This is a genomic window from Baekduia alba (genome assembly GCF_028416635.1).
GTDB classification, from domain to species: Bacteria; Actinomycetota; Thermoleophilia; order Solirubrobacterales; family Solirubrobacteraceae; genus Baekduia; species Baekduia alba.
The window spans coordinates 1317906-1340112 of sequence record NZ_CP114013.1 but is presented as its reverse complement, the minus strand read 5'-3'; the positions used below and the strand labels follow the sequence as shown (position 1 = coordinate 1340112).

Genomic DNA, 22207 nt, shown 5'->3' with positions numbered 1-22207 from the left:
ACCGTCGCGTCGAGCAGGTCGAAGCGTCGAAGTTCGCGTGTAACGTCTGGGCGGCAGGGCAGGACAGGGCCACCCATGACGGTCACCGAAGCCGCCACGTTGATCGAAGACCTCGCCGCGGTGCGCCAGCGCACGCTCGATCTCGTGTCCCATCTTCCGGTCTCCGACCTCGAGCGCCAGATCGCGCCGATCATGAGCCCGCTGGTCTGGGACCTCGGGCACATCGCCGCCTACGAGGACCTCTGGCTCGTCCACCGGCACGCCGACCAGCCGCTGCTGCGCCCTGACCTCGCCGCGCTGTACGACGCGTTCGAGACGCCGCGGGCCGTCCGCGGCGACCTCGAGATCCTCGACCACGCCGACGCGCTGGTCTACATGGAGGCGGTGCGCGACCGCACGATCGCGGCGGTCGAGGCCCATGGCACCGACCCCGTGATCCACGAGATGGTGCTCCAGCACGAGCTCCAGCACACCGAGACGATGCGCCAGGCGATGGCGCTCGCCGGCCTGCTGCCGCCCGGCGAGCCGCGCCTGTCGCCCCAGCGCGGCGACGGCACCGACCGCTGGCTCGTCGTGCCCGCCGGCACCCACGCGCTCGGCGCGCCGCCCGGCCGCTTCTCCTACGACAACGAGCGCCCCCGGCACGCCGTGGACCTCGACGGCTTCCAGATCGCCCAGCACCCCGTCACCAACGCCACGTGGCTGCGCTTCGTCGAGGGCGGCGGCTACGTCCGGCGCGAGTGGTGGTCGGCCGAGGGTTGGGCCTGGAAGGAGGAGTACGACATCACGCACCACGCTGGCGTGGCGACCGGGCCTGCTGACGCGCCGGTCTGCCACGTCTCCTGGTTCGAGGCGGACGCCATGGCCAGGTGGTGCGGAGCACGGCTCCCCACCGAGGCCGAATGGGAGAAGACCGCCGACCGCCTCGACGGCGTCGGACATGTGTGGGAGTGGACCGCCTCGCCGTTCCGCGGCTACCCCGCCTTCGCCGCCCATCCGTACCGCGAGTACTCCGAAGTCTTCTTCGGCGACAAGCACCACGTCCTGCGTGGCGGGTCCTGGGCGACGCATCGTCGCGTGGCGACCCCCACGTTCCGCAACTGGGACCTCCCCGAGCGCCGGCAGATCTTCGCCGGCGTCCGGTTGGTCCGCGATCTCGAGGACCCCACCTCATGAGCCCCTCTCCCCTGGCCGCGGCGACGCACGAGCGCGTCGTCATCGAGTCCTTCCTCGGCGGCGGCGAGCACCGCACGCTGGCCGACGACGTCCTGGACGGCCTCACCCGCCCCTTCAAGGAGCTGCCGCCCAAGCACTTCTACGACGAGCACGGCGCGCAGCTCTTCGACCAGATCTGCGAGCTGCCCGAGTACTACCCGACACGCTGCGAGCGGGCGATCCTGACCGACCGCTCCGCCGAGATCGTCGAGATCACCGGCGCGGCCGAGCTCGTCGAGCTGGGCTCCGGCACGGCCGCGAAGACGCGCCTGCTGCTGGCCGCGATGCATGAGGCGGGGACGCTGGACCGCTACGTGCCGATCGATGTCACCGAGTCCATGGTGAGGTCCAGCGCGCAGACGCTCGTCGAGGCGTTCGACGGGCTGCGGGTGCACGGCATCGTCGGCGACTTCGAGCGCCACCTCGGCCACGTCCCGCCGCCGGTCGACGGGCGGCCGCGCATCGTCGCGTTCCTCGGCGGGACGATCGGCAACTTCACGCCCGGCTCGCGCCGCCGCTTCCTGCGGTCGCTGTCGGCCCTGCTCGGCCCGGACGACTTCCTCCTGATCGGGACCGACCTCGTCAAGGACCCGGCGGTCCTGGAGGCGGCCTACGACGACAGCGCCGGCGTCACCGCCGCGTTCAACCGCAACGTGCTGACCGTGCTCAACCGCGAGCTCGACGCCGACTTCGCCGTCGACGCCTACGAGCACGTCGCGTTCTTCGACCGCGACCGAGAGTGGATCGAGATGCGCCTGCGCGCCCGGCGTCCGCAGCGCGTCACGGTCGGCCAGCTCGGGCTGCGGCTGACGTTCGCCGCCGGCGAGGAGCTGCGGACCGAGATCAGCGCGAAGTTCACGCCCGAGCGCATCCGCGGCGACCTCGCGGCGGCCGGGATGGAGCTGTGCGACTCGCTCACCGACGACGACGGGCTCTTCGCGCTGAACCTCGCGCGCGTTCGCAGCACGTCGTCGTAGAACACCTAGCCGATGGTGCGGAAACCTCCCCTTCCCACCACGAAGCTCTACTTCTAGACTGTTCGCCATCAGACCGGTCCGAGGCGGCGCACAGGCACGGACGACCTGCGAGTTCAGCGCCGCGGCCGGGTGGGAGAGCGAACAGATCCTGGATGCAGCGACGCCTCTTGCAGAGCGTTGAGCGACTGGCGCGCCTTGCCCAGCGCGACGCCGGCCTGCCGGCGATCCAACGAGCCCTCGGCGAGGAGCTCGTCGCGATCCTCGGCGTGGACCAGGCGCACGTCGTCGTGCTGTCCGGCGGGCAGCCGGCGTACGGCGTCGTAGCCACCGACCGCGCAGGCAACGGCGGCGCCCCGCCCGGCGCCGACGAGTACGTGCTGCGCCGCGACGACGTCCCGGACGCGCTGCGCTGGGTCGCCGACGCGGGCCAGGCGGTCACGATCCCGGACGCCTCGGTCGACGGCGCGCTGCCGGCGCAGCTGATCAAGGCCTATGGGTTGGTCAGCGCCGCGGTGCTGCCGCTCAACGCGGGCGGCACGGTCCGCGCGGTCGTCCTGCTCGGCGCGCGCCGGCCGCGTGCGTGGGCCGAGGGCGAGCTGCACACCGCGTCGGCGCTGGCCGACCTGGCCGGGACCGCGATCGCGCTGCGCGACGCGCGGCTGGCCGCCGCGATCGACCCGCTCACCGGCTGCCTGAACCACGGCGCGATGCGCGAGCGCCTGTCCGAGGAGATCGCGCGCGCCCGGCGCCAGGGCACGCCGCTGGCGGTCACGATCCTCGACCTCGACGACTTCAAGCGCGTCAACGACACCTACGGGCACGGGACCGGCGACGCGCTGCTGCGCCACGTCGCCGAGGCGCTGCGCGCGGAGTACCGCAGCTTCGACCAGGTCGCCCGCTACGGCGGCGACGAGTTCGTCGTGATCCTCCCCAACGTCAAGGGGCCGCGAGTCGACATCGCGGCGGCGCGCGCGCTGCGCGTCCTGCGCGAGATCCACATCGCCCGGCCCGACGGCGGCCACGAGGGCATCACGGTCTCCTGCGGCGTCGCCGAATGGGTCGAGCCCGAGGGTCCGGCCGAGCTGCTGGAGCGCGCCGACCAGGCGCTGCGCGGCTCGAAGGCGGCGGGCAAGGACGGGCTCGTGCGCGCGCCCACGCCCTCGGCGCCCTAGGAGGGCCTCCTCGCATAGGGTCCCGCCCATGGAGATCAACGGGAGTGGTGCGCTCGTCGTCGGCGGCGCCTCGGGGCTGGGCGAGGCGACCGCGCGGCGGCTCGCGGAGGGCGGCGCGGTGGTCACGATCGCCGACGTCAACGCCGAGCGCGGTGAGGCGCTGGCCGCCGAGATCGGCGCGCGGTTCGTCGCGGTCGACGTGCGCGAGGAGGACCAGGTCCAGGCGGCGGTCGACGCGGCCGCCGAGGGCGACGGCGGCCTGCGGATCGCGGTGACCTGCGCCGGCACCGGCTGGGCGCAGAAGGTCGCCAACTCGAAGGGCCCGCATCCGCTGGAGCCCTTCCAGGTCATCATCGCCATCAACCTGATCGGGACGTTCAACGTCCTGCGGCTGGCGAGCGCGAAGATGATCGCCAACGAGCCCAACGCCGACGGCGAGCGCGGCGTGCTCGTCAACACCGCGTCGGTCGCGGCGTTCGACGGCCAGATCGGCCAGGTGGCCTACAGCGCGTCGAAGGGCGGCGTGGTCGGGATGACGCTGCCGGTCGCGCGCGACCTCGCGCAGTACGGGATCCGGGTCAACACGATCGCCCCCGGCCTGTTCGACACGCAGCTGCTCGCGGCGCTGCCCGAGGAGGCGCGCGAGTCGCTGGGCAAGACGATCCCGTTCCCGCCCCGCCTGGGCCGCCCGTCGGAGTACGCGCTGCTGGCCGAGCAGATCGTCGCCAACCCCATGCTCAACGGGGAGACGATCCGTCTGGACGGCGCGATTCGCATGGCGCCGCGCTGAACCCAGGCGTAGAGTCGCGCGATGCTTCGCGCACTCGTCCTCTCGCTCGCGGCGGCCGCCGTCTTCGCCTCGTCGGCCGCCGCCGCCGCACCGCCCGCGGCCACGCCGACGCCCGGGGCCGCCGGGCTCGACGACCGCCTCTTCCCGCTGCTGGGCAACGGCGGCTACGACGTCCAGCACTACGACGTCGACGTCCGTTACGCCACCAGCGCGCCGTCGTCGCCGATGCAGGGAACGGTCACGCTGCTGGCCCGGGCGACGCAGGCGCTCTCGCGCTTCGACCTCGACTTCGCCGGCCAGTCGGTCGGCGGCGTGGCGGTCAACGGCCGTGCCGCCGCGTGGCGGCGCGACGGCGAGGAGCTCGTGATCACGCCGCGCCAGCCGCTGGCCAACGGCGCGCCGTTCCTGGTGACGGTCTCCAACTTCGTCGCGGTCCCGACGGTGCCGGACGGCAACGACGAGAGCACGACCGCGTTCTTCCAGCACTCGGTCGGCTCGGCCACCGCCGGGCAGCCGAACTGGGCGCACTCCTTCCTGCCGTCCAACGACTACCCGTCCGACAAGGCGACGTGGGACGTCCGCATGGACGTGCCGGCCGGCGAGACCGCGGTCTCCAACGGCGTGCCGGTGGCGCGCTGGACCGCCGGCGGCCGCGCGCACTTCGTCTACCTCCAGCGCCAGCCGATGGCCACCGAGCTGCTGCAGCTTGCGGTCGGCGCCCTCGACGTGAAGTCCCACGGCGTCCAGGCCGGCGTCCCGATCCGCGACGTCACGGCCGCGCCGGTCACCGACAGCATCGGCCCGCTCGTCGACTCGGTGACCGGCCCGCAGATGGGCTGGATGCAGCAGCGCGTCGGGCGCTACCCGTTCGACCTGTACGGGTCGCTCGTCGTCGAGGCCGACATCGGGTTCGCGCTGGAGAGCCAGACGCTCGAGCTCGTCGACACGACGTGGTTCGACTACGGTCAGGGCGTGTGGGAGCCGACGCTGCTGCACGAGCTGTCGCACATGTGGTTCGGCGACAGCGTGTCGCCCGCGACGTGGAGCGACCTGTGGCTCAACGAGGGCCACGCCAGCTGGTACGAGTTCCTGTACGCCGAGGAGAAGGGCGAGCTGGTCGACGACACGACGGGCTACCCCGACGACGACGGCTACGCGACGTTCGACGAGCTGATGAAGGCCGTCTACGCGCACGGCGACCAGTGGCGCGCCGACAGCGGGCCGGTCGCGCTGCCGTCCAGCAGCGACACGCTGTTCGACCTCCAGCGCTACCACGGCGGCGCGCTCGTGTTGTACGCCTTGCGCCAGCAGGTCGGGACGGCGACGTTCCAGCGCATCGAGCGCGAGTGGCTGCGGGCCTACGAGGGTCGCTCGGCGAGCACCGACGACTTCATCGCGCTGGCCTCGCGCGTCTCCGGCCAGGACCTGAGCGGCTTCCTGCGCGCGTGGGCCTACGGTACGACGACGCCGCCGATGCCGGGCCATCCGGACTGGAAGGTCGACCCGGTCGTCGACGAGAGCGCCGCGAAGGTCGCGCCGCTCCTGGCCCCTGCGGGGGAGCGCCCGCGGAAGTAACGCCGCCGGTCAGCGCCGGCGCGAGACGCTGAGCGTCCTGCGCACGGTCGTCGCCGCGTCGCCCTTGCGGGCGTGGGCGACGACCGTGAGCGTCGCGCGCACCCGTCCGTGTGCGCGCTTCAGCGCGCGCATCCCCGCGCGCGTGAGCTTCAAGGTGATGGTCTTGGTCCCGGCGCGCGCGGTGGCGACGCGGCCGGTCGCGAGCGTGGCGCCGGCGCGCTCGAGCGTCGCGGTGAGCGTGGCGCCGGCCGGTACCGCCGCGAGCGCGACGCTCGCCTTGTTGTGGTGGAACGCGAGGGCGCGGGCGGCGATGCGAAGGCGTGGTGCCTTCGTCCCCGCGTCGCCCGAGCCCGCGCCCTGCGTCCCACCGGCCGGCGAGGACGGGCTTCCGGGCGCGCCCGGCTGGATCGGCGCGCCGCCTCCCGTCCCACCGGACCCACCGCCCGCGCCGCGCACGATCGTCAAGGCGTGCGTGGTGGCGGACGACGTCTCGTTGCGATCGTCGACGTAGCGCAGCGCCGCGGTGACCGACCCGGGCGCGTCGTAGCGGTGCGTCGCGGTCTGGCCGGTGGCCTCGAACGTCCCGTCGCCGTCGAGGTCCCACTCGTAGCGCGCGATCGACCCGTCGGGGTCGGTGAACGCGGTGGCGCTGAACGTCACGAGCTGCCCGGTCTGCGGCTGGGCGGGCGCGAACGTGAAGTCCGGCGTGCCGAGCTGGTCGCCGGCGACGTCGACGCTGCCGACCATCGACGCGTGGATCTGGCAGTGGAAGCGATGCAGGCCGGGCGCGCCGAAGGTGAACGACATGGTCATGCCGGCGTTCTGGGTGGCGAACTCGCCGCCGTTCCAGACCAGCGGATGGTTGGCGAAGGCGCCGTTGAACGTGACGGCGTCGCCGGGGTCGACGTGGACGTCGGCCGGTGCGTAGGCCCCGGCCGCGGCGCCCGTCGGGAACGTGATGGTCTGGTCCGCGGCCCGCGCGCTCGCGCCCGTCGATGCCATGACCGCGATGACCGCCGCCGCTGCGCGCAGAGCCCTCACGCAGCGTGAGACACCGGGCCGCGCGGATCCTTCCCGCACCTCCGCCGTTCCCGCAGAACTGGCGAGGAAGCTGCAGCACATCGTGCAAGTGGAGCCGGAGCGGGGCCGGCGGCTCTACCGTGTCGCCCCGTGGCGACACGGACGGCACCACCACCTCGACGGCAGCGGCTCCCGCGGCCGCGCAAGCACTGGCTCGCGCTCGTCCCCGTGCTCGGCCTCGCCGGGCTGGCCTGGGCGGGGCTGGCCCACGCCGGCGTCGCGCTGCGCGGCGACCGGACGGCCCTCGCGCGCCTGGACGTCCAGACCTTCGGCGGCTCCCTGCAGTCCGTGCGCGCCACCACGCCGAGCGGCAAGGCCGTCCCGCTCGACGTGCGCGACGGCCGGCTGACGCCGGAGATCCGCCTCACGCCCGGCGAGCGCATCAGCCTCGACGCGGTCGTGCGCCGGCCGGGCGCGATCGGCTGGGCGCTGGGCCGGACGCGCAGCGAGCACCTCGTCGTCACGACACCGACGGTCGCGGTCGCGTCGCACTGGCTGACCATCGCCCACGGCGCGCCCGTCACCGTCGCGCTCGACGGCGCGGCGGCCGGCGTCGTCACCGGGGCGAGCGCCGCGCGCCGCACGCTGCGGCCCGCGACGCGGACGATCGCCCTGAGTGGCGGCGACCGAGCCGCGGCCGGCACGACGAGTGTCGCGATCGCCGCCCGCACCTGGGAGCGCCTGCAGCCGGCGACGAAGGTGACGTGGTTCCCGAAGACCGACCAGCCCGCCGCGAGCGTGCTGCCGGCGCCCGGCGCCAAGCTCTCGCCGCTGGGCACGATCCGGATGACGTTCGCCGGCAAGGTCGCCGACGTCTTCGACGGCCAGCGGCCGAAGATCGCGCCCAAGACGTCCGGGACGTTCACCGAGCCCGACGACCACACGCTCGTCTTCACCCCCTCGGGCTCCGGGTTCGGGATCGGCGGCGGGACGGTGCACGTCACGCTGCCCAAGGCCCTCGCGGTCGTCTCCGGGGCGACGACGCGCACGACGCGCCAGCTGACCTACACGGTGCCGGCGCCGTCGACGCTGCGCCTGGAGCAGCTGCTCGCCCAGGCCGGGTACCTGCCGCTGTCCTGGGCGCCGGCCGACGGCGCCGACGTCGCGCGGACCCGCGCGGCGCAGGCCGCGGCCGCGGTCGACGCGCCGTCCGGGACGTTCTCCTGGACCTACGGCAACACGCCGCGCGAGCTCAAGCGGCTCTGGTCCGAGGGCCAGCCCAACACGATCCTGCGCGGCGCGCTGATGACGTTCCAGGACAACCATCACCTGACCGTCGACGGCTTCGCCGGGCCGGCGGTCTGGCAGGCGCTGCTGGCCGACACGATCGCCGGCAAGCGCCGGGACACGGGCTACTCCTACGTCTACGTGCACCGCGACACGCCGCAGCTGCTGACGCTGTGGCACAACGGCCACGTCGTGCTCACGTCGCCGGGCAACACCGGCGTGCCGGCCGCGCCGACGGAGCTCGGGACGTTCCCGGTGTTCGAGCACCTGCGGTCGACGACGATGAGCGGCACCAACCCGGACGGCTCGCACTACAACGACCCGGGCGTCCGCTGGGTGTCCTACTTCAACGGCGGCGACGCGCTGCACCAGTTCAACCGCGCGTCGTTCGGCACGCCGCAGAGCCTCGGCTGCGTCGAGCTGCCCGAGGCGGCCGCGAAGAAGATCTGGCCGTACACGCCGATCGGCACGCTGGTCACGATCGAGCACTAGTGCGGCGGCCGGGCGTGGCTGCACGGCAGATCGCAGGATCCGCGCACGCGCCGGTTAGCGTTGCGCGCCGCTGATGCCTGGCCGTGCTCGTCCTTCCGCGCGCGTGTTCGCCGCGGCCGTCTCGGTCGCGCTGCTCGCCGCTGCCCCGGCCACCGCCGACCTGTCGGGCCAGATCTCGTCGTCCAAGGGCAAGGACCGGTCGCTCTCGTCGCAGATCGGGTCCGACGCGCAGCGGATCCACCGCTACGCGGTCCGGGTCGACGACCTCCGCCAGCGGCTCGTCGGCCTCCAGCAGAGCCTCGACATCGAGCAGGTCCAGCTGAACGGCCTCCAGTCGCGGCTGCGGACCGCGCGCGCCCGGCTGGTCAAGCTCAAGCTCGCCTACGCCCACGACCGGTCGGTCCTCAGCCAGCAGCTCGTCGCGCAGTACGAGGTCGACCGGCCCGACATCATCTCGGTCGTCCTCGGCTCCCACAGCTTCTCCGACCTCGTCCAGACCGCTGACGACATGCACGCGGTCGCCGACCGCAACACCTCCACGACGGTCTCGGTCAAGCGCGCGCGCAGCGAGGTGACGACCGCCACGAAGCGGCTCTCCGCCCTCGTCGCCCAGCAGCAGCGCGTCAAGGCCGCGGCGCTGATCGAGCGCGATCAGGTCGACCAGATCAAGGAGGAGCTGCTCGGCCGGGAGATCGGCGTGCAGCAGTCGCGCGCGAAGAAGCAGGCGCAGCTCGTCAGCCTGCGCGCGCACCGCAAGGGCCTCGAGGACCAGCTCGCCAAGCTCCAGGCCCAGGCCGCGGGCTTCGACGACGCCGGCCCCGGCCTGCCCGCCGGCGGCGCAGGGACGTTCGCCGGCCACGCCGGCGCCTACGGCTTCTTCCCGGCGGCGGGCACCAACTACTCGGTCGGCAACGAGCCCGCGCTCGCGGCGCGCCTCGACGTCCTCGGCAAGGCGCTGCACCTGCACCTCATCGGCCTGTCGGGCTACCGCTCGCCGCAGCACTCGGTCGAGGTCGGCGGCTTCGCCGACGACCCGCACACCCGCGGCGAGGCGTCCGACACGCCGGGCGTCGAGAGCGTGCCCGAGGCGACGCTGCGCCACTACGGCCTGACCCGCCCGTTCGCGGGCGCGGCCGAGGCCGATCACGTCCAGCTCGGCTAGCCCATCGCGGGGCTAGCTCCGCTCCAGCCCGTCCCACCCCCACCGCGGCATCGCGGCGCCACGCGGGACCTCGGCGTCCTTGGGCCCGTAGACGAGGACGTCGTCGATCGCCCAGCGCATGTAGTCGTGCAGGCAGGCCCGGAACGCGGGATCCTCGGGCAGGCCGGCGTCGTCCAGCGCCGCGTCGAAGCAGCGCAGGAAGCGCTCGCCGAGATCGCCCATGTCGCCGTTGTGGGCGTGCATGAGCAGCAGCCGCGACTGCGTGCCGCGCGCCGCCGTCGAGTAGTCCGGCGGCCCGCCGAGCACCTCCGCCCAGTAGGCCGCGAGCCGCGCGACGTGCTCGGGGTGCTGGTCCGGATGCGAGAACGGGTGGTTGAGCTCGGGATCGGCGAGGCACCGCGCGTGGTGCGCCTCGGCGAGCGCGAGGAAGGCGGGCTCTCCACCGGCGAACGCGAAGAGCGACGGCCGCATGGGACGGAGCGTCGCAGATGGCGCCGCCCGCGCGTCCCGCCGATGACCCGAGCGCTCGCCTAGCGTCTGAACCGGTACATGACCGAAGCCCACGACGTCCCGCTCCCCGACGGCCGCAGCCTGCGGGTCTACGACAGCGCGCCCGGCGAGCCCGACGCGCCGGCGCTGATCTGGCACACCGGCTCGCCGCAGACCGGTGCGCCGCTGCCGCCGGTGGTCGCGGCGGCGCGACGGCGCGGGCTGCGGCACATCTCCTACGCGCGCCCGAGCTACGGAGGGTCGACGCCGCAGCCGGGCCGGACCGTCGCGAGCGCGGCGGCCGACGTCGCCGCGATCGCCGACGCCCTGGACGTCGCGCGATTCGCGGTCATGGGGGCGTCGGGCGGTGGGCCGCACGCGCTGGCGTGCGCGGCGCTGCTGGGTCCGGAGCGCGTCAGCGGCGCGGTCTGCCTGGCCTGCCCGGCGCCCTACGACCCGGCCGTCGACTTCTTCGCCGGCATGCGCGACCCCGGTGGGCTGCGCGCCGCCCTCGACGGCCGGCCGGCCCGCGCGGCGCACGCCGAGACCGAGACGTTCGACACCGAGTCGTTCACGGCCCGCGACTGGGCGGCGCTGCAGTCGGCCTGGACCGCGCTCGGCGACGACGCGCTGGCCGCCGGCGCCGCCGGCCCGGACGGGCTGATCGACGACGACGTCGCGTTCGCCGCGCCGTGGGGCTTCGACCTCGGCGCGATCGCGACGCCGGTCCTGCTCGTGCAGGGCGGCGAGGATCGCGTCATCCCCGCCGCGCACGCGCAGCGCCTGCTCGGCCTCGTCCCCACCGCCGAGCTCTGGCTGCGCCCCCGCGACGGCCACGTCTCGATCCTCGCCGCGATCCCGGTCGCGCTGGACTGGCTGCTCGGTGCGGCGACGAACGCTGGCGCTTGACTTCAAGGGCACTTGAACCCCAAGGATGGCCGGCCATGGACTCCTCCCCTGCTACGCACACGCACTCCCCTCCCCTGTCCCGCGAAGCCCGGGCGCTGCTCGCCCTCCTGCTGCTCGGCCAGTTCCTGGTCGTGCTCGACGTGTCGGTCGTCAACGTCGCGCTTCCCGCGATGCAGGACGACCTCGGCCTCAGCTCCGCCGGCCTCCAGTGGGTCGTCAACGGCTACACCATCGCCTACGCCGGCTTCCTGCTCCTCGGCGGCCGGCTGGCGGACGTCATCGGGCAGCGACCGGCGTTCGTCGGCGGCCTCGGCCTGTTCGTCGCCGGCAGCCTGATCGGCGGCCTCGCGGCGTCGTCGGGCGTCCTGCTCACCGGCCGGATCGTGCAGGGCCTCGGCGCCGCCGTCCTGTCGCCCGCGACGCTGACGATCCTGCTCGCCTCGTTCCCCGAAGGGCCGCGGCGCGCGACGGCGATGGGCTGGTGGATGGCGATCGGCGCCGCCGGCGGCGCGACCGGCGCCCTCGTCGGCGGCGCGCTGACCGAGTGGCTGTCCTGGCGCTGGGTGCTGCTCGTCAACGTCCCGGTCGGCGTCGCGACGCTCGTCGCCGCGCTCCGCATCCTCCCCGACCAGGCGGCGCTGAACGACCGCCGGCCGCGGCTCGACGTGCCCGGCGCGGCGCTCGTGACCGTCGGCCTCGGCGCGCTGGTCTTCGGCATCACCCAGATCGAGCAGCACGGCTGGACGTCGGCCCAGACGCTCGTCCCGGTCGCGGTCGCCGCGGTCCTGCTCGTCGCGTTCGTCCAGACCCAGCGCACCGCCGCCGAGCCGCTGATGCCGCTGTCGCTCCTGCGCCTGCCCGGCCTCGCCGCCGCCAACGCCGTGATGCTCGTCTCGGGCGGCGCGCTGTTCGCGATCTGGTTCTTCCTGACTTTGTACATGCAGCAGGTGCTCGGCTACACGCCGCTGCAGGCCGGCGCCGCGTTCCTCCCGCACACGCTGGCGATCATCGGCGGGACCCAGGTGACGACGCGCTGGCTGGGCGGGCGCGACCCGCGCGTCGTGATCGGCGCGTCGCTGGCGCTGTCGGCCGCGGGCTTCGTCCTGCTGGCGCTGGCCGACGAGGGCAGCGGCTACCTCGGCGGCGTCGCCGTGCCCGGCGTGCTGGTGATGTTCGGCGCGGGCGTCGCGTTCCCGCCGGTCATCGGCGCGGCGACGGCGGGCGTTCCGGCGGAGCTGCACGGCCTCGCCTCGGGCGTGTTGAACACCGCGCGGATGATGGGCGGCGCGCTCGGCCTCGCCGTCCTGGCGACGCTCGCGTCCTCGCGCACCGCGCACGTCGCGGGCGCCGGGCCGGCCGACGCGCACGCGCTCGTCGAGGGCTTCCAGGTCGCCTACCTCGTCGGGGCGGCGACGACGCTGCTGGCGGCCGCGCTCGCGTGGCTGCTGCCGAGCCCGCAGCGGATCGCGCAGGTCCACGCGCAGGCGCAGGGCGCCACGCGCGTCCCCGCGACCGCTACAGGATCGTCCTGATCCCGCCGATGGCCGCGGCGTTGCCCTTGACCAGCGCCGGGAGCAGCGCCTTGGGCGGTGCCGGGACGCCGCGCAGGGCGATGGCCATCGTCCACGTCAGGCGCGTCCGGGCCCCGCCGTCCAGCGGGTCCAGGAGGAAGTCCTCGGCCAACCCGTTCAACAACGGGCGCGTCTGCTGGGTGACGCGGAAGGTCGCGCGGCGGATGGGCGGGTCCGGATCCCAGCGGTAGAACTCCTCCTCGATCGTGTTGACCCTCAACAACCGCAGACGGCGGGTCGCCCCCACCGTCTGCGGCCGCGGGGTCAGCCACACCACCTGGTCGATGATCGGCGCCCATGACCACATCGCGTCGGACCCCAGCGCGTCCCACACGCGGGCGGGCGGCGCGTCGAGGTCGACGACGGCCGGGACGACCAACGGCGCGCTCGTGAAGAACGTGTCGTCGACCGGCGGCAGCTTGTAGGCCATGAGCGCCGACTCCTTCGACTAGTTGAGCCGCTCGACGATGAGCGCCTCGCCCTGACCCTGGGCGACGCACATGGTCTCGAGGCCGATCTGCTTGTCGAGCGTCTCGAGGTCGTTGAGCAGCGTGGTCATGATGCGCACGCCGGTCATGCCGAACGGGTGGCCCAGCGCGATCGCGCCGCCGTGCGGGTTGAGCGTGTCGAGATCGATCCCGACCTCCGACGCGATCGGCAGCACCTGCGCCGCGAACGCCTCGTTGAGCTCGGTGATGTCGATGTCCGACGCGCTCATGCCGGCGCGGTCCAGCGCCTTCTTGATCGCCCCGATCGGCGCGACGCCCATGTACTCGGGCTCGTTGCCCCACGTGGCGCCGGTGATGACGCGAGCGCGCGGCTTGAGGCCGAGCTCGGCGGCCTTCTCGGCCGACATGATCAGCGCGGCGGCGGCGCCGTCGTTGAGCGGGCACGAGTTGCCGGCCGTCACGGTGCCGCCCGGCTTGAAGGCCGGCTCGAGCGTCGCGAGCTTCTCGTAGGTCGACGAGGCGCGGGGGCCGTCGTCCTTGCTCACCACGGTGCCGTCGGCGAGCGTGACCGGCACGATCTCGCGGTCGAACACGCCCGCCTCCTGGGCCGCGACCGCGCGCTCCTGCGAGCGCTGGGCGTAGCGGTCCTGGTCCTCGCGCGAGACGCCGTACTTGTCGGCGACGTTCTCGGCGGTCAGGCCCATCGCGATGTACGCGTCGGGCTGGCCGGGCTGCTTGCCCTGGAGGTTCTCGTTCTGGTCCTCGGGGTGCGCGGCCTCCTGCGCGGCGTTGTAGCGCGAGACGAACTCGACGCCGCCGGCGATGTACACGTCACCCTGGCCCGCGACGACCGCGTTGGCGGCGTTGCGGATGGCGTCGAGGCCGGACGCGCAGTAGCGCGAGACCGTCGAGCCGTTGGTGTTCTGGCCGAGCTTGCCGCTCAGCAGCACCGCGATTCGGGCGATGTTGTTGGCCTGCAGCCCCTGCGGGAGGCCGCAGCCGGCGATGAGCTCCTCGACGGAGGCAGGATCGACGTCCGGGTTGCGCTCCAGGAGCTGGTCGACCACGAACGCGAGGGTCTCGTCGGGGCGCAGCGAGGCGAGCGAGCCCTTGAAGGCTCGGCCAACGGGCGTCCGGACGGCGTCGACGATGACGGCTTCGGGCATGAGATGGGTCCTCTCGGAGATGAAGCCCGGCGGTCGCACACCACGGGCAGGTTTATCCCCCGGCGGTCGCACACCACGGGGCCTACTGCTTTCAGGATAGTCACTAGCCCGATCGGGCTATGGACGCTCCGGGCGGGACCCTAGCGGAAGAGCTCCCAGTAGGAGCGCGCGATCATCCGGCGCGCGAACACGGTCGTGTCTGACGGCAGCTCGTCGTGCCGGGCCCACCGCACGGTCGCGATCTCGGCGGCCGAAGGGACCAGCGTCGTCCCGGGCGCGATCTCGGCCGCGAAGACGTGGATCGTCTCGCGCTTGTAGTCGTTGCGCGAGGGCACCTCGGCGATCTGGAACGACCCGGTCGGGACGACGCCCAGCTCCTCGCCGAGCTCGCGGCGCAGCGTGACGTCGAGGTCCTCCCCTGGCCGGACGAACCCGCCGGGGATGTCCCAGTGGTGACGACGTGCGTAGGTGTGGCGCACAAGCACGACGTCGTCGCCGCAGCGGACCACGATCTTCATCCCGATCGTCCGCGGCCGCATGACGAACCACCACGGACGCAGCGCGAGGTAGCCGGCGCGGTAGGCCAGCCGGAGCGTCCGCGGTGAGACGCGCCGGCGCAGCTGCGCCTCGACGGCCTCGACCACGCGCGGGGTGAGGGAGGCGCGCTCGGTCATCAGGACAAGGTCTTGCCCAGCCGCCGCGTGTGCGAGACGCGCGCCGTAGGGACGATCACGACAGCGCCTTCCCCAGGAGGGCGGCGTGCGCGGCGACGTCGCGCGCGTAAGCGTCGAAGGTCGAGGCGAACATCGACTGCGGGCCGTCGCACAGCGCGTGCTCGGGGTCTTGGTGGACCTCGACGATGATCCCGTCGGCACCGACCGCGGCCGCGGCGCGCGACAGCGGCGCGACGAGGCGGCGGTCGCCGGCGGCGTGCGACGGGTCGACGATCACCGGCAGGTGCGTGTGGAGCTTGAGCCACGGGATCGCGCCGAGGTCGAGCGTGAAGCGCGTCGCGGTCTCGAACGTCCGGATGCCGCGCTCGCACAGGATCACGGCCTCGTTGCCCTCCTTCAGCACGTAGTCGGCGGCCATCAGGAGCTCGTCCAGCGAGCTGCTCAGCCCGCGCTTGAGCAGGACCGGCTTGCCGAGCTTGCCGGCGACCTCGAGCAGTGCGTAGTTCTGCATGTTGCGCGCGCCGATCTGGACGACGTCGGCGTACTGGGCGATGACGTCGGCGTGCGCGGAGTCCAGCAGCTCGGTGACGATCGGCAGGCCGGTCTCCTCGCGCGCCTCGGCGAGGATCTCCAGCGCGGGCGCGCCGAGGCCCTTGAAGGCGAACGGCGACGTGCGCGGCTTGAACGCGCCGCCGCGCAGCATCGCTGCGCCGCCGGCCTTGACCGCGTGGGCGACCGCGAGCGTCTGCTCGCGCGTCTCGACCGTGCACGGGCCGGCGATGAGGCAGAACGTGGTGCCGCCGCCGACCTTGCGGCCGGCGACGTCGAGCGTCGTCGCCGCATGGTCGCTGAGCTCCGAGGACGCGAGCTTGTACGGGCGCGAGATCGGGACGACGCGATCCACGCCGCGCATGCCCTCCAGGCCCAGCTCGGCGACGCCCTCAGGATCGCCGATCGCGCCGATCGCGGTCGTCAGCTCGCCCGGCATCACCCGGACGTGCACGCCGGTGGTCTCCAGGCGCGCGACGACGGCGTCGATCTCGGACTGGCTGGCCTGCGGGGTCATCACGATCATCATGGGCTTAGCGGATGCTAGTCCGGGTTCTGTTGCGGATTTCCCCAGGCCGCGTTCGCTGGCCGCCCGCATGGTGCGCGACCGCCGCGTTGGTGATGATGGATCCCGTGTTCTGGCGCATCGCCAAGCTCCCGCTGACCGCCCAGCCCTGGAAGGACCTCGCGTACATCTCGCTGGGCCTGGTGTCCGGGATCTTCGCCCTGACGTGGCTGTTCGTCGGCCCGCTGCTGTCGTTGATGTTGATCATCACCTTGATCGGCATCCCGAAGCTGTACGGCGACATGTGGATCACGCGTTGGTGGTGCGACGGCGAGCGCTGGCGCGGCGCGCTGGCCGGCGTGCCGCTGGAGCGGTCGCGGCGCGTCTGGGCCGGCGACACGTTCCTGCGCCGGCTGCGCAGCTCGGTCACCGACCCGATGACGTGGCGCGAGCTGGTGTGGTTGATCCTGATGTTCGGGATCGGCCTGGGCTCCTTCCTCGCGGGCGTGACGGCGTTCAGCATCGGACTCGGGTTCATCACGCTGCCGGCGTGGGGCTGGTCGCTGCCCGACGAAGGCGTCGAGATGGGGTTCACGCACCTGACCGAGATGTGGCAGTACGTCGTCTTCGCGGTCGTCGCCGGACCGCCGACGCTGGTGGCCTCGGCGTGGGTCCTGCGCGGCAGCGCGTGGATCCAGGCGAAGCTCGCGCAGGTGCTGTTGGAGGACGACGCCGAGGAGCGGATCGTCGAGCTGCAGGTGTCGCGGGCCGGCGCGGTCGACGCGGCCGCCGTCGAGCTGCGGCGCATCGAGCGCGACCTGCACGACGGCGCGCAGGCGCGGCTGGTGGCGCTGGCGATGGAGATCGGGATGGCGCGCGAGCAGATCGAGCGCGACCCCGCGGCGGCGGCGCAGCTGCTGGCCGGCGCGCACGAGGACGCCAAGACCGCGCTGTCGGAGCTGCGCGACCTCGCCCGCGGGATCCACCCGGCGATCCTCACCGATCGCGGGTTGGACGCGGCGGTGAGCGCGCTCGCGGCGCGCTGCCCGGTGCCGTGCACGGTCGCGATCGACCTGGACCGCCGGCTCAGCGCGGCGGTCGAGTCCGCGGCCTACTTCACGGTCGCCGAGGCGCTGACCAACGTCGCCAAGCACAGCGAGGCGACGCGCTGCGAGATCGCGGGGACGATCGACACGGGGTGGTTGGTCGTCGAGGTGCGTGACGACGGCCGCGGCGGCGTCGACGAGGCCGTCGGGACCGGGATCGCCGGGCTGCGTGGGCGCGTCGAGGCGCTCGACGGCCGAATGCGCGTGACCGACCGCGGCGCGCCCGATGCTGGACCGAGTGATCCAGACGGGCCTGGACACGGCACCATCCTCCACGTGGAGCTGCCATGCGGATCGTGATCGCCGAGGACTTGGTGCTGCTGCGCGACGGGCTGGTGCGCCTGCTGACGGCGCACGAGCACGAGGTCGTCGCCGCCGTCGGCGACGGGCCGTCGCTGGTCGCGGCGGTCCAGGAGCACCGGCCGGACATCGCGATCGTCGACGTCCGGCTGCCGCCGTCGCAGCGCGACGAGGGCCTGCGCGCCGCTTTGGAAGCGCGGGTGCTGGTCCCCGGGACGCCGGTGCTGGTCCTGTCGCAGTACGTCGAGGAGTCCTACGCCGCCGAGCTGCTGGCCGACGGCGCCGGCGCGGTCGGCTACCTGCTGAAGGACCGCGTCGCGGACCCGTCGGACTTCGTCGCCCAGGTCGCCCGCGTCGCCGCGGGCGGCACCGCCATCGACCAGGAGGTGGTGTCGCAGTTGCTCGCCCGCCGCCGCGCCGACGACCCACTGGAAGAGCTGACCCCACGCGAGCGCGAGGTGCTGGAGCTGATGGCCCAGGGCCTGTCGAACGCGGCGATCGCCGGGAAGCTGGTGGTCACCGACGGCGCAGTCGAGAAGCACGTGACGAACATCTTCGGGAAGCTCGGGCTGCACACGGCGGCGGGCGGGAACCTGCGGGTGCTGGCGGTGCTCGCCTGGCTGCGGGCGTCGGATCCGGCTTAGGGTGCGGAGTGGTTGGTCACCAGTGCGTTTGCGTGTGGTGCTGCGCGGCGTGGTTCGTCCCTCATCAAGGGCGTGCGAGTGTGGAGGCGGCGCCACCCTGGCTGGTGTGGCTCGTCCTCGTGGCAGCGCGCCGGGCGGGTTCGGCGCCGAATCGTCGCCCTCAGGGGATCCGGGTCGATTTCGCCCTCATATGTGGGGGAAAGACGACCCGGAAGGCTCGAACCCTCCCTTTCGTGCCCGAACCGCCCGCCCCGGAGCACGACCAACGACGAGCCACACCGACCCCGGTCGCGCCGCCAACACGACTTCACGCCCTTGATGAAGGGACGGACCACGCCGCGCAGCGCCCAACGCGATCCGCGCTGGGCGCCACACACGCCCGCTAGGCGCCCGCCGCCGGCCAGCGCGGCGCGCCCAGCTCCCGCGACACCCCGCGCGCCGCGTCGACCACCGCCGTCGTCAGCTCTCGCGTGGGCGCGCGCGGCAGGATCTTCGAGGTCTCCCCCACCAGCGCGATCGCGCCGACGGCGAGGCCGGCGTGATCGAAGATCGGCGCGGCCAGCGAGGCCTCGCCGAGGACCGCCTCGTCGCGTTCGCGGGCGATCCCGCGCTCGCGCACGTCCTCGAGCTCCTTGCGCAGCGCGGTCGCGGTCAGCGTCCGGCGCGTGAGCTTGGGCAGCTCGTCGGCGGTGAGGTCGTCGACGGCCTGGGCCGGGCCGAAGGCGAGGATCGCCTTGCCCAGCGCGCTGGCGTGCGCGGGCAGCTGGGCGCCGACCTCCAGCACCTGGAACTGGTCGTCGGGGCGGAAGACGTGGTGGACGACCACGACGGTCGGCCCGTGCAGGACGCCGACGCGGACCGCGGCCTGCGCGCGCTGGGCCAGGCGCTCGGCGTGGACGATCGAGCGGCCGCGCAGCTCGTTGAGGTCGAGGTAGGAGTTGCCGAGATGCAGCAGGCCGGCGCCGAGCTGGTACTTGTCGCTGTCGCGGTCCTGCTCGACGAAGCCGTGCGCCTGGAGCGTCTGGAGCAGGCCGTGGACCGTCGGCCGCGCGAGGTCGAGGCGGTCGGCGATCTCGCTGACGCCGAGCCGGCGCGGGCCGGAGGCCAGGAGCTTGAGGATGCGCGCCGACCGGTCGACGGACTGGATCGTGCCGCGCCGCGCGCCGCCCGCGCGGGGCGCGCCCGTCGTCTCGGACACGTCGTCGCTATTCGACATTGTCGAATGGCTTTCGGAACTGTAGACTAGCCGGCATGGTCGGAATCGTGGTTGTATCGCACAGCGCGGAGCTCGCCTCCGGCCTGTCGGTCCTCGCCGCGCAGATGGCCGGGCCGGACGTGGCCATCGAGCCGGCCGGCGGCATCGCCGGCGGCGGCCTGGGCACCGACGCCGAGGCGGTCAGCGCGGCCATCGAGCGCGCCGGCCGCGACGGCGACGGCGTCGTGGTGCTCGGGGACCTCGGGTCCTCGATCCTCACCGTCCGCGCCCTGCTCGAGGAGCAGGAGAACGGCCGCGTCCAGCTCGCCGACGCCCCGATCGTCGAGGGCGCCGTGACCGCCGCGGTGACCGCGTCCGCCGGCGCCGACCTCGCCACCGTCCTGAAGGCCGCCGAGGAGGCGCGCGATGCCCGCAAGCTCTGAGACCACCGCCACGCTGCCCGCCGACGTCGACCTCCACGCCCGCCCGGCCGCCACGTTCGTCCGCGCCGCGATGGCGTATGACGCGCGGGTGACGATCAGCGCCGGCGACCGCGAGGCGGACGCCAAGAGCTTGTTGTCCGTGTTGGGTCTGGGCGCCAAGGCGGGGACCACCGTCGCGCTACGGGCCGACGGCCCCGACGCGCCGGCCGCCGTCGACGGGCTCGCCGAGCTCCTCGCCGGCCTCGTCGAGACGCCCGCCTAGCTCCGCCCGCACGAGGTCGGCCACCGCGCCGGGCTCCACGCACCGCAGCGCGCGCTGCGCGAGGTCGCGGGCCTGCCCGGCATCGAGCGCGCGGACCCAGGCGCGCACCGCGCCGACGCGCGCCGCGCCGACGCTCAGCTCGTCGACGCCGAGGCCGACGAGCATCGGCATCGCGACCGGATCCGACGCGGCCTCGCCGCAGACCTCGATCGGGATGCCGGCGGCGTGCGCCGCCTGCGCCGCGCGCCGGATCTCGGCCAGGACGCGCGGGTGGTGGGCGACCGAGGCGTTGGCGTTGAAGCGATCGGTGCCGAGCGTCGCGTTGGTGAGGTCGTTGGTGCCGACCGACAGGAACGCGCACCGCTGCGCGAGCGCCGGCGCGATCCCCGCGGCCTCCGGCGTCTCGACCATCGCGCCGACCTGCGCGCCCGCGGGCAGCGCGGCGCGCACCGCGTCGACCTGGTCGGCGGACGCGATGAGCGGGATCAGGACCCGGACAGCGCCGCGGCCCGCGCGGATGCGCCCGCCGATGGCGTCGAGCTGCGCGGCGAGCGCGTCCGGGTGGGCGAGCAGCAGCGCGATCCCGCGCTCGGGGACGCCACGCAGGAAGGGCGGGGTCTTGTCGCCGCCGAAGTCGAGGAGGCGGACGGTGACGAGCGGCGCGTCGATGGCGTCGAGCAGCGCGGCGTGCTGGCCGCGGGTCGGCCAGCTGTCGCTGTCGAGGAACGCGAGCTCGGTGCGGAGAAGGCCTACACCTTCGGCGCCGGCCGCAAGGCCGACGTCGACCTCCGCGGGACCTGCCGCGTTGGTGAGGACCCGGACCCTGACGCCGTCCCGCGTGACGGCCGGGAGCGCCGCGTCCGCGGACTGCCGCCGGCGCCGGGCGGCGGCGACCGCCATCTGCGCCCGCGCGTTGTGCACCAGGTCGCGATCGGGGTCGACGAGGACGTCGCCCGTCGCGCCGTCGACGACGAGCGGCGTGCCGCCGGCGATCGCGAGCAGGTCGGTGCCGAGCCCGACCACCATCGGCACGCCCAGCGACCGCGCGACGATCGCCGCGTGCGCCGTCGGCCCACCGCCGGCCAGCGCCACCGCCGCGACGTCCTGGAGATCGGCGACGTCGGCCGGCCCGAGGTCGTCGGCGACGACGATCGCGCCGGCCGCGGGGATCTCGGAGGGCGGCGCCGCACCGTCGAGCGTCGCCAGCCGCGAAGCCCGGCGGCCGAAGGACAGCACGTCGTCGGCGCGCGCCGCGAGGTTCGGATCCTCCAGCGCCGCGATCGTGTCCGCGTACTTCCCGGTCGCCCGGACGATCGCGGCCGCGGCGGTGAAGCCCGCGCCGACGCCGGCGTCGACCTCGGCCGACAGCGCCGGGTCGAGCGCCATCAGCGCGCCGGCCTCGACGATCTCGGCCTCGGCCCCATGAGCTCCCGCGCGCAAGGACGACGCGGTCGCCTCCAACTCGGCGCCGGCCGCCGCGAGCGCGGCGGCCGCGCGCGCCCGCTCGGCCGCCTCGTCGCCGCCGTGGCGCGCATCCGCGTCGACCGCGCCGGCGGCGGAAACCCGCGCCGGCCCCGCCGCCAACCCCGGCGACGCCGGGACGCCGCGCATCATCCGACCGCGCGGGCCAGGGCGGTCATCACGAGCACGGTGGACGCGGCGCCCGGGTCCTCGTGGCCGACGGAGCGCTCGCCCAGGTACGACGCGCGCCCCTTGCGGGCCTGCAGCGGCACGGTCCCGCGCGCGCCCTCGGCCGCCGCGTCGGCCGCCGACCGCGCGGCATCGGCCAACGACGCGCCGCCGGCCAGCGCCTCCCGGAGCGCCTCGACCGCCGGCAGCAGCGCGTCGACCATCGTCTTGTCCCCCGGCACCGCGGCGCCGAGATCCTGCACGGCCTTCACGCCCGCGGCGAGCGCCTCGGCCAGCTCGGGGCCCTCCAGCTCCGGCGCGTCGCCCAGGGCCCGGCCGGCGCCGCGGAAGAACGACCCCCACAGCGGGCCGCTCGCGCCGCCCACCGTGGAGACCAGCGTCTTGCCGGCGACGATCAGCAGCCGGCCGGGAGCGACATCATCATCCTGCTCGCCGAGCGTGGCGACCACCGCCGACATCCCGCGGTTCATGTTGATGCCGTGATCGCCGTCGCCGATGGCCGCGTCAAGCTGCGTCAGGTGGTCGGCCTGCGCCGCGACGTCCTCGGCCAGGCCGGACAACCACGCCACGACGGTCTGCGGAACTACGGCGGTCACGCTCGACAT

The 22207-nt window shown here is 74.0% G+C and carries 22 protein-coding genes; 13 read left to right on the top strand and 9 right to left on the bottom strand.

Features of this window, described 5'->3' with window-relative positions:
- Positions 1-75 precede the first annotated feature (75 nt).
- The 5 genes from DSM104299_RS06575 to DSM104299_RS06555 all read left to right on the top strand — a co-directional run bounded on the left by DSM104299_RS06575 (position 76) and on the right by DSM104299_RS06555 (position 5729).
- Positions 76-1176, top strand: coding sequence for an SUMF1/EgtB/PvdO family nonheme iron enzyme (locus DSM104299_RS06575; RefSeq protein ID WP_272476492.1), 1101 nt, complete (start codon positions 76-78; stop codon positions 1174-1176).
- Positions 1173-2192 (top strand): L-histidine N(alpha)-methyltransferase, encoded by a 1020-nt coding sequence (gene egtD, locus DSM104299_RS06570; RefSeq protein WP_272476491.1) that lies wholly within the window; start codon positions 1173-1175, stop codon positions 2190-2192. The genes DSM104299_RS06575 and egtD overlap by 4 nt, the downstream gene beginning before the upstream one ends.
- 152 nt (positions 2193-2344) lie before the next feature.
- Complete coding sequence (locus tag DSM104299_RS06565; protein ID WP_272476490.1) at positions 2345-3364, top strand: GGDEF domain-containing protein; 1020 nt, start codon at positions 2345-2347, stop codon at positions 3362-3364.
- Between the two features lie 28 nt (positions 3365-3392).
- Complete coding sequence (locus DSM104299_RS06560) at positions 3393-4154, top strand: SDR family NAD(P)-dependent oxidoreductase (protein WP_272476489.1); 762 nt, start codon at positions 3393-3395, stop codon at positions 4152-4154.
- A 21-nt stretch (positions 4155-4175) separates the two neighbouring features.
- Complete coding sequence (locus tag DSM104299_RS06555) at positions 4176-5729, top strand: M1 family metallopeptidase (RefSeq protein ID WP_272476488.1); 1554 nt, start codon at positions 4176-4178, stop codon at positions 5727-5729.
- A gap of 9 nt (positions 5730-5738) precedes the next feature.
- Here DSM104299_RS06555 and DSM104299_RS06550 read toward each other — a convergent pair whose 3' ends face one another.
- Positions 5739-6731, bottom strand: coding sequence for a PKD domain-containing protein (locus DSM104299_RS06550; RefSeq protein WP_272476487.1), 993 nt, complete (start codon positions 6729-6731; stop codon positions 5739-5741).
- Between the two features lie 168 nt (positions 6732-6899).
- Here DSM104299_RS06550 and DSM104299_RS06545 point away from each other — a divergent pair, with 168 nt between their 5' ends.
- Together DSM104299_RS06545 and DSM104299_RS06540 are read left to right on the top strand one after the other, a co-directional pair.
- Positions 6900-8528, top strand: coding sequence for a L,D-transpeptidase family protein (locus tag DSM104299_RS06545; protein ID WP_272476486.1), 1629 nt, complete (start codon positions 6900-6902; stop codon positions 8526-8528).
- Positions 8529-8601: 73 nt separating this feature from the next.
- The gene (locus DSM104299_RS06540) at positions 8602-9690 is read left to right on the top strand and encodes a hypothetical protein (RefSeq protein WP_272476485.1); all 1089 of its coding nucleotides are present in this window, start codon (positions 8602-8604) and stop codon (positions 9688-9690) included.
- 12 nt (positions 9691-9702) lie between these two features.
- On the opposite strand, the gene DSM104299_RS06535 is transcribed toward DSM104299_RS06540, so the two are convergent.
- Positions 9703-10161: a globin domain-containing protein gene (locus tag DSM104299_RS06535; protein ID WP_272476484.1), complete on the bottom strand. Its 459-nt coding sequence runs from the start codon at positions 10159-10161 to the stop codon at positions 9703-9705.
- 78 nt (positions 10162-10239) lie between these two features.
- Between DSM104299_RS06535 and DSM104299_RS06530 the strand changes: the two genes are divergently transcribed.
- Both DSM104299_RS06530 and DSM104299_RS06525 read left to right on the top strand, forming a co-directional pair.
- A complete protein-coding gene (locus tag DSM104299_RS06530) occupies positions 10240-11088 on the top strand; it encodes an alpha/beta fold hydrolase (RefSeq protein ID WP_272476483.1) in 849 nt (282 codons plus the stop codon).
- 35 nt (positions 11089-11123) lie between these two features.
- Positions 11124-12620, top strand: a complete 1497-nt coding sequence (locus tag DSM104299_RS06525) for an MFS transporter (RefSeq protein ID WP_272476482.1) — start codon at positions 11124-11126, stop codon at positions 12618-12620.
- On the opposite strand, the gene DSM104299_RS06520 is transcribed toward DSM104299_RS06525, so the two are convergent.
- The 4 genes from DSM104299_RS06520 to aroF form a co-directional block, all read right to left on the bottom strand.
- A complete protein-coding gene (locus DSM104299_RS06520) occupies positions 12604-13089 on the bottom strand; it encodes an SRPBCC family protein (protein WP_272476481.1) in 486 nt (161 codons plus the stop codon). The two genes, DSM104299_RS06525 and DSM104299_RS06520, sit on opposite strands and share 17 nt — an antisense overlap.
- 18 nt (positions 13090-13107) lie before the next feature.
- Positions 13108-14274, bottom strand: a complete 1167-nt coding sequence (locus DSM104299_RS06515) for an acetyl-CoA C-acyltransferase (RefSeq protein ID WP_272476480.1) — start codon at positions 14272-14274, stop codon at positions 13108-13110.
- Between the two features lie 140 nt (positions 14275-14414).
- On the bottom strand, positions 14415-14948 hold the full coding sequence (locus DSM104299_RS06510) for an NUDIX hydrolase (RefSeq protein ID WP_272476479.1): 534 nt from the start codon (positions 14946-14948) through the stop codon (positions 14415-14417).
- Between the two features lie 55 nt (positions 14949-15003).
- A complete protein-coding gene (gene aroF, locus DSM104299_RS06505; protein WP_272476478.1) occupies positions 15004-16026 on the bottom strand; it encodes a 3-deoxy-7-phosphoheptulonate synthase in 1023 nt (340 codons plus the stop codon).
- A 104-nt stretch (positions 16027-16130) separates the two neighbouring features.
- Here aroF and DSM104299_RS06500 point away from each other — a divergent pair, with 104 nt between their 5' ends.
- Both DSM104299_RS06500 and DSM104299_RS06495 read left to right on the top strand, forming a co-directional pair.
- Entirely contained in the window at positions 16131-17408 is a 1278-nt protein-coding gene (locus tag DSM104299_RS06500) for a sensor histidine kinase (RefSeq protein ID WP_272476477.1), read from the top strand.
- Positions 17396-18052: a response regulator gene (locus tag DSM104299_RS06495; protein ID WP_272476476.1), complete on the top strand. Its 657-nt coding sequence runs from the start codon at positions 17396-17398 to the stop codon at positions 18050-18052. The genes DSM104299_RS06500 and DSM104299_RS06495 overlap by 13 nt, the downstream gene beginning before the upstream one ends.
- Before the next feature lie 382 nt (positions 18053-18434).
- On the opposite strand, the gene DSM104299_RS06490 is transcribed toward DSM104299_RS06495, so the two are convergent.
- Positions 18435-19250: an IclR family transcriptional regulator gene (locus DSM104299_RS06490; RefSeq protein WP_272476475.1), complete on the bottom strand. Its 816-nt coding sequence runs from the start codon at positions 19248-19250 to the stop codon at positions 18435-18437.
- Between the two features lie 53 nt (positions 19251-19303).
- Between DSM104299_RS06490 and dhaM the strand changes: the two genes are divergently transcribed.
- Both dhaM and DSM104299_RS06480 read left to right on the top strand, forming a co-directional pair.
- Positions 19304-19690, top strand: a complete 387-nt coding sequence (gene dhaM, locus DSM104299_RS06485; RefSeq protein ID WP_272476474.1) for a dihydroxyacetone kinase phosphoryl donor subunit DhaM — start codon at positions 19304-19306, stop codon at positions 19688-19690.
- Complete coding sequence (locus DSM104299_RS06480) at positions 19674-19952, top strand: HPr family phosphocarrier protein (RefSeq protein WP_272476473.1); 279 nt, start codon at positions 19674-19676, stop codon at positions 19950-19952. Before dhaM ends, DSM104299_RS06480 begins: the two co-directional genes overlap by 17 nt.
- Here the strand turns inward: DSM104299_RS06480 and DSM104299_RS06475 are convergent.
- Both DSM104299_RS06475 and dhaL read right to left on the bottom strand, forming a co-directional pair.
- A complete protein-coding gene (locus DSM104299_RS06475; protein WP_272476472.1) occupies positions 19869-21566 on the bottom strand; it encodes a putative PEP-binding protein in 1698 nt (565 codons plus the stop codon). The two genes, DSM104299_RS06480 and DSM104299_RS06475, sit on opposite strands and share 84 nt — an antisense overlap.
- Positions 21563-22207 carry a dihydroxyacetone kinase subunit DhaL gene (gene dhaL, locus DSM104299_RS06470; protein WP_349294495.1) on the bottom strand — a complete coding sequence of 215 codons (645 nt, stop codon included), beginning with the start codon at positions 22205-22207 and terminating at the stop codon, positions 21563-21565. Before dhaL ends, DSM104299_RS06475 begins: the two co-directional genes overlap by 4 nt.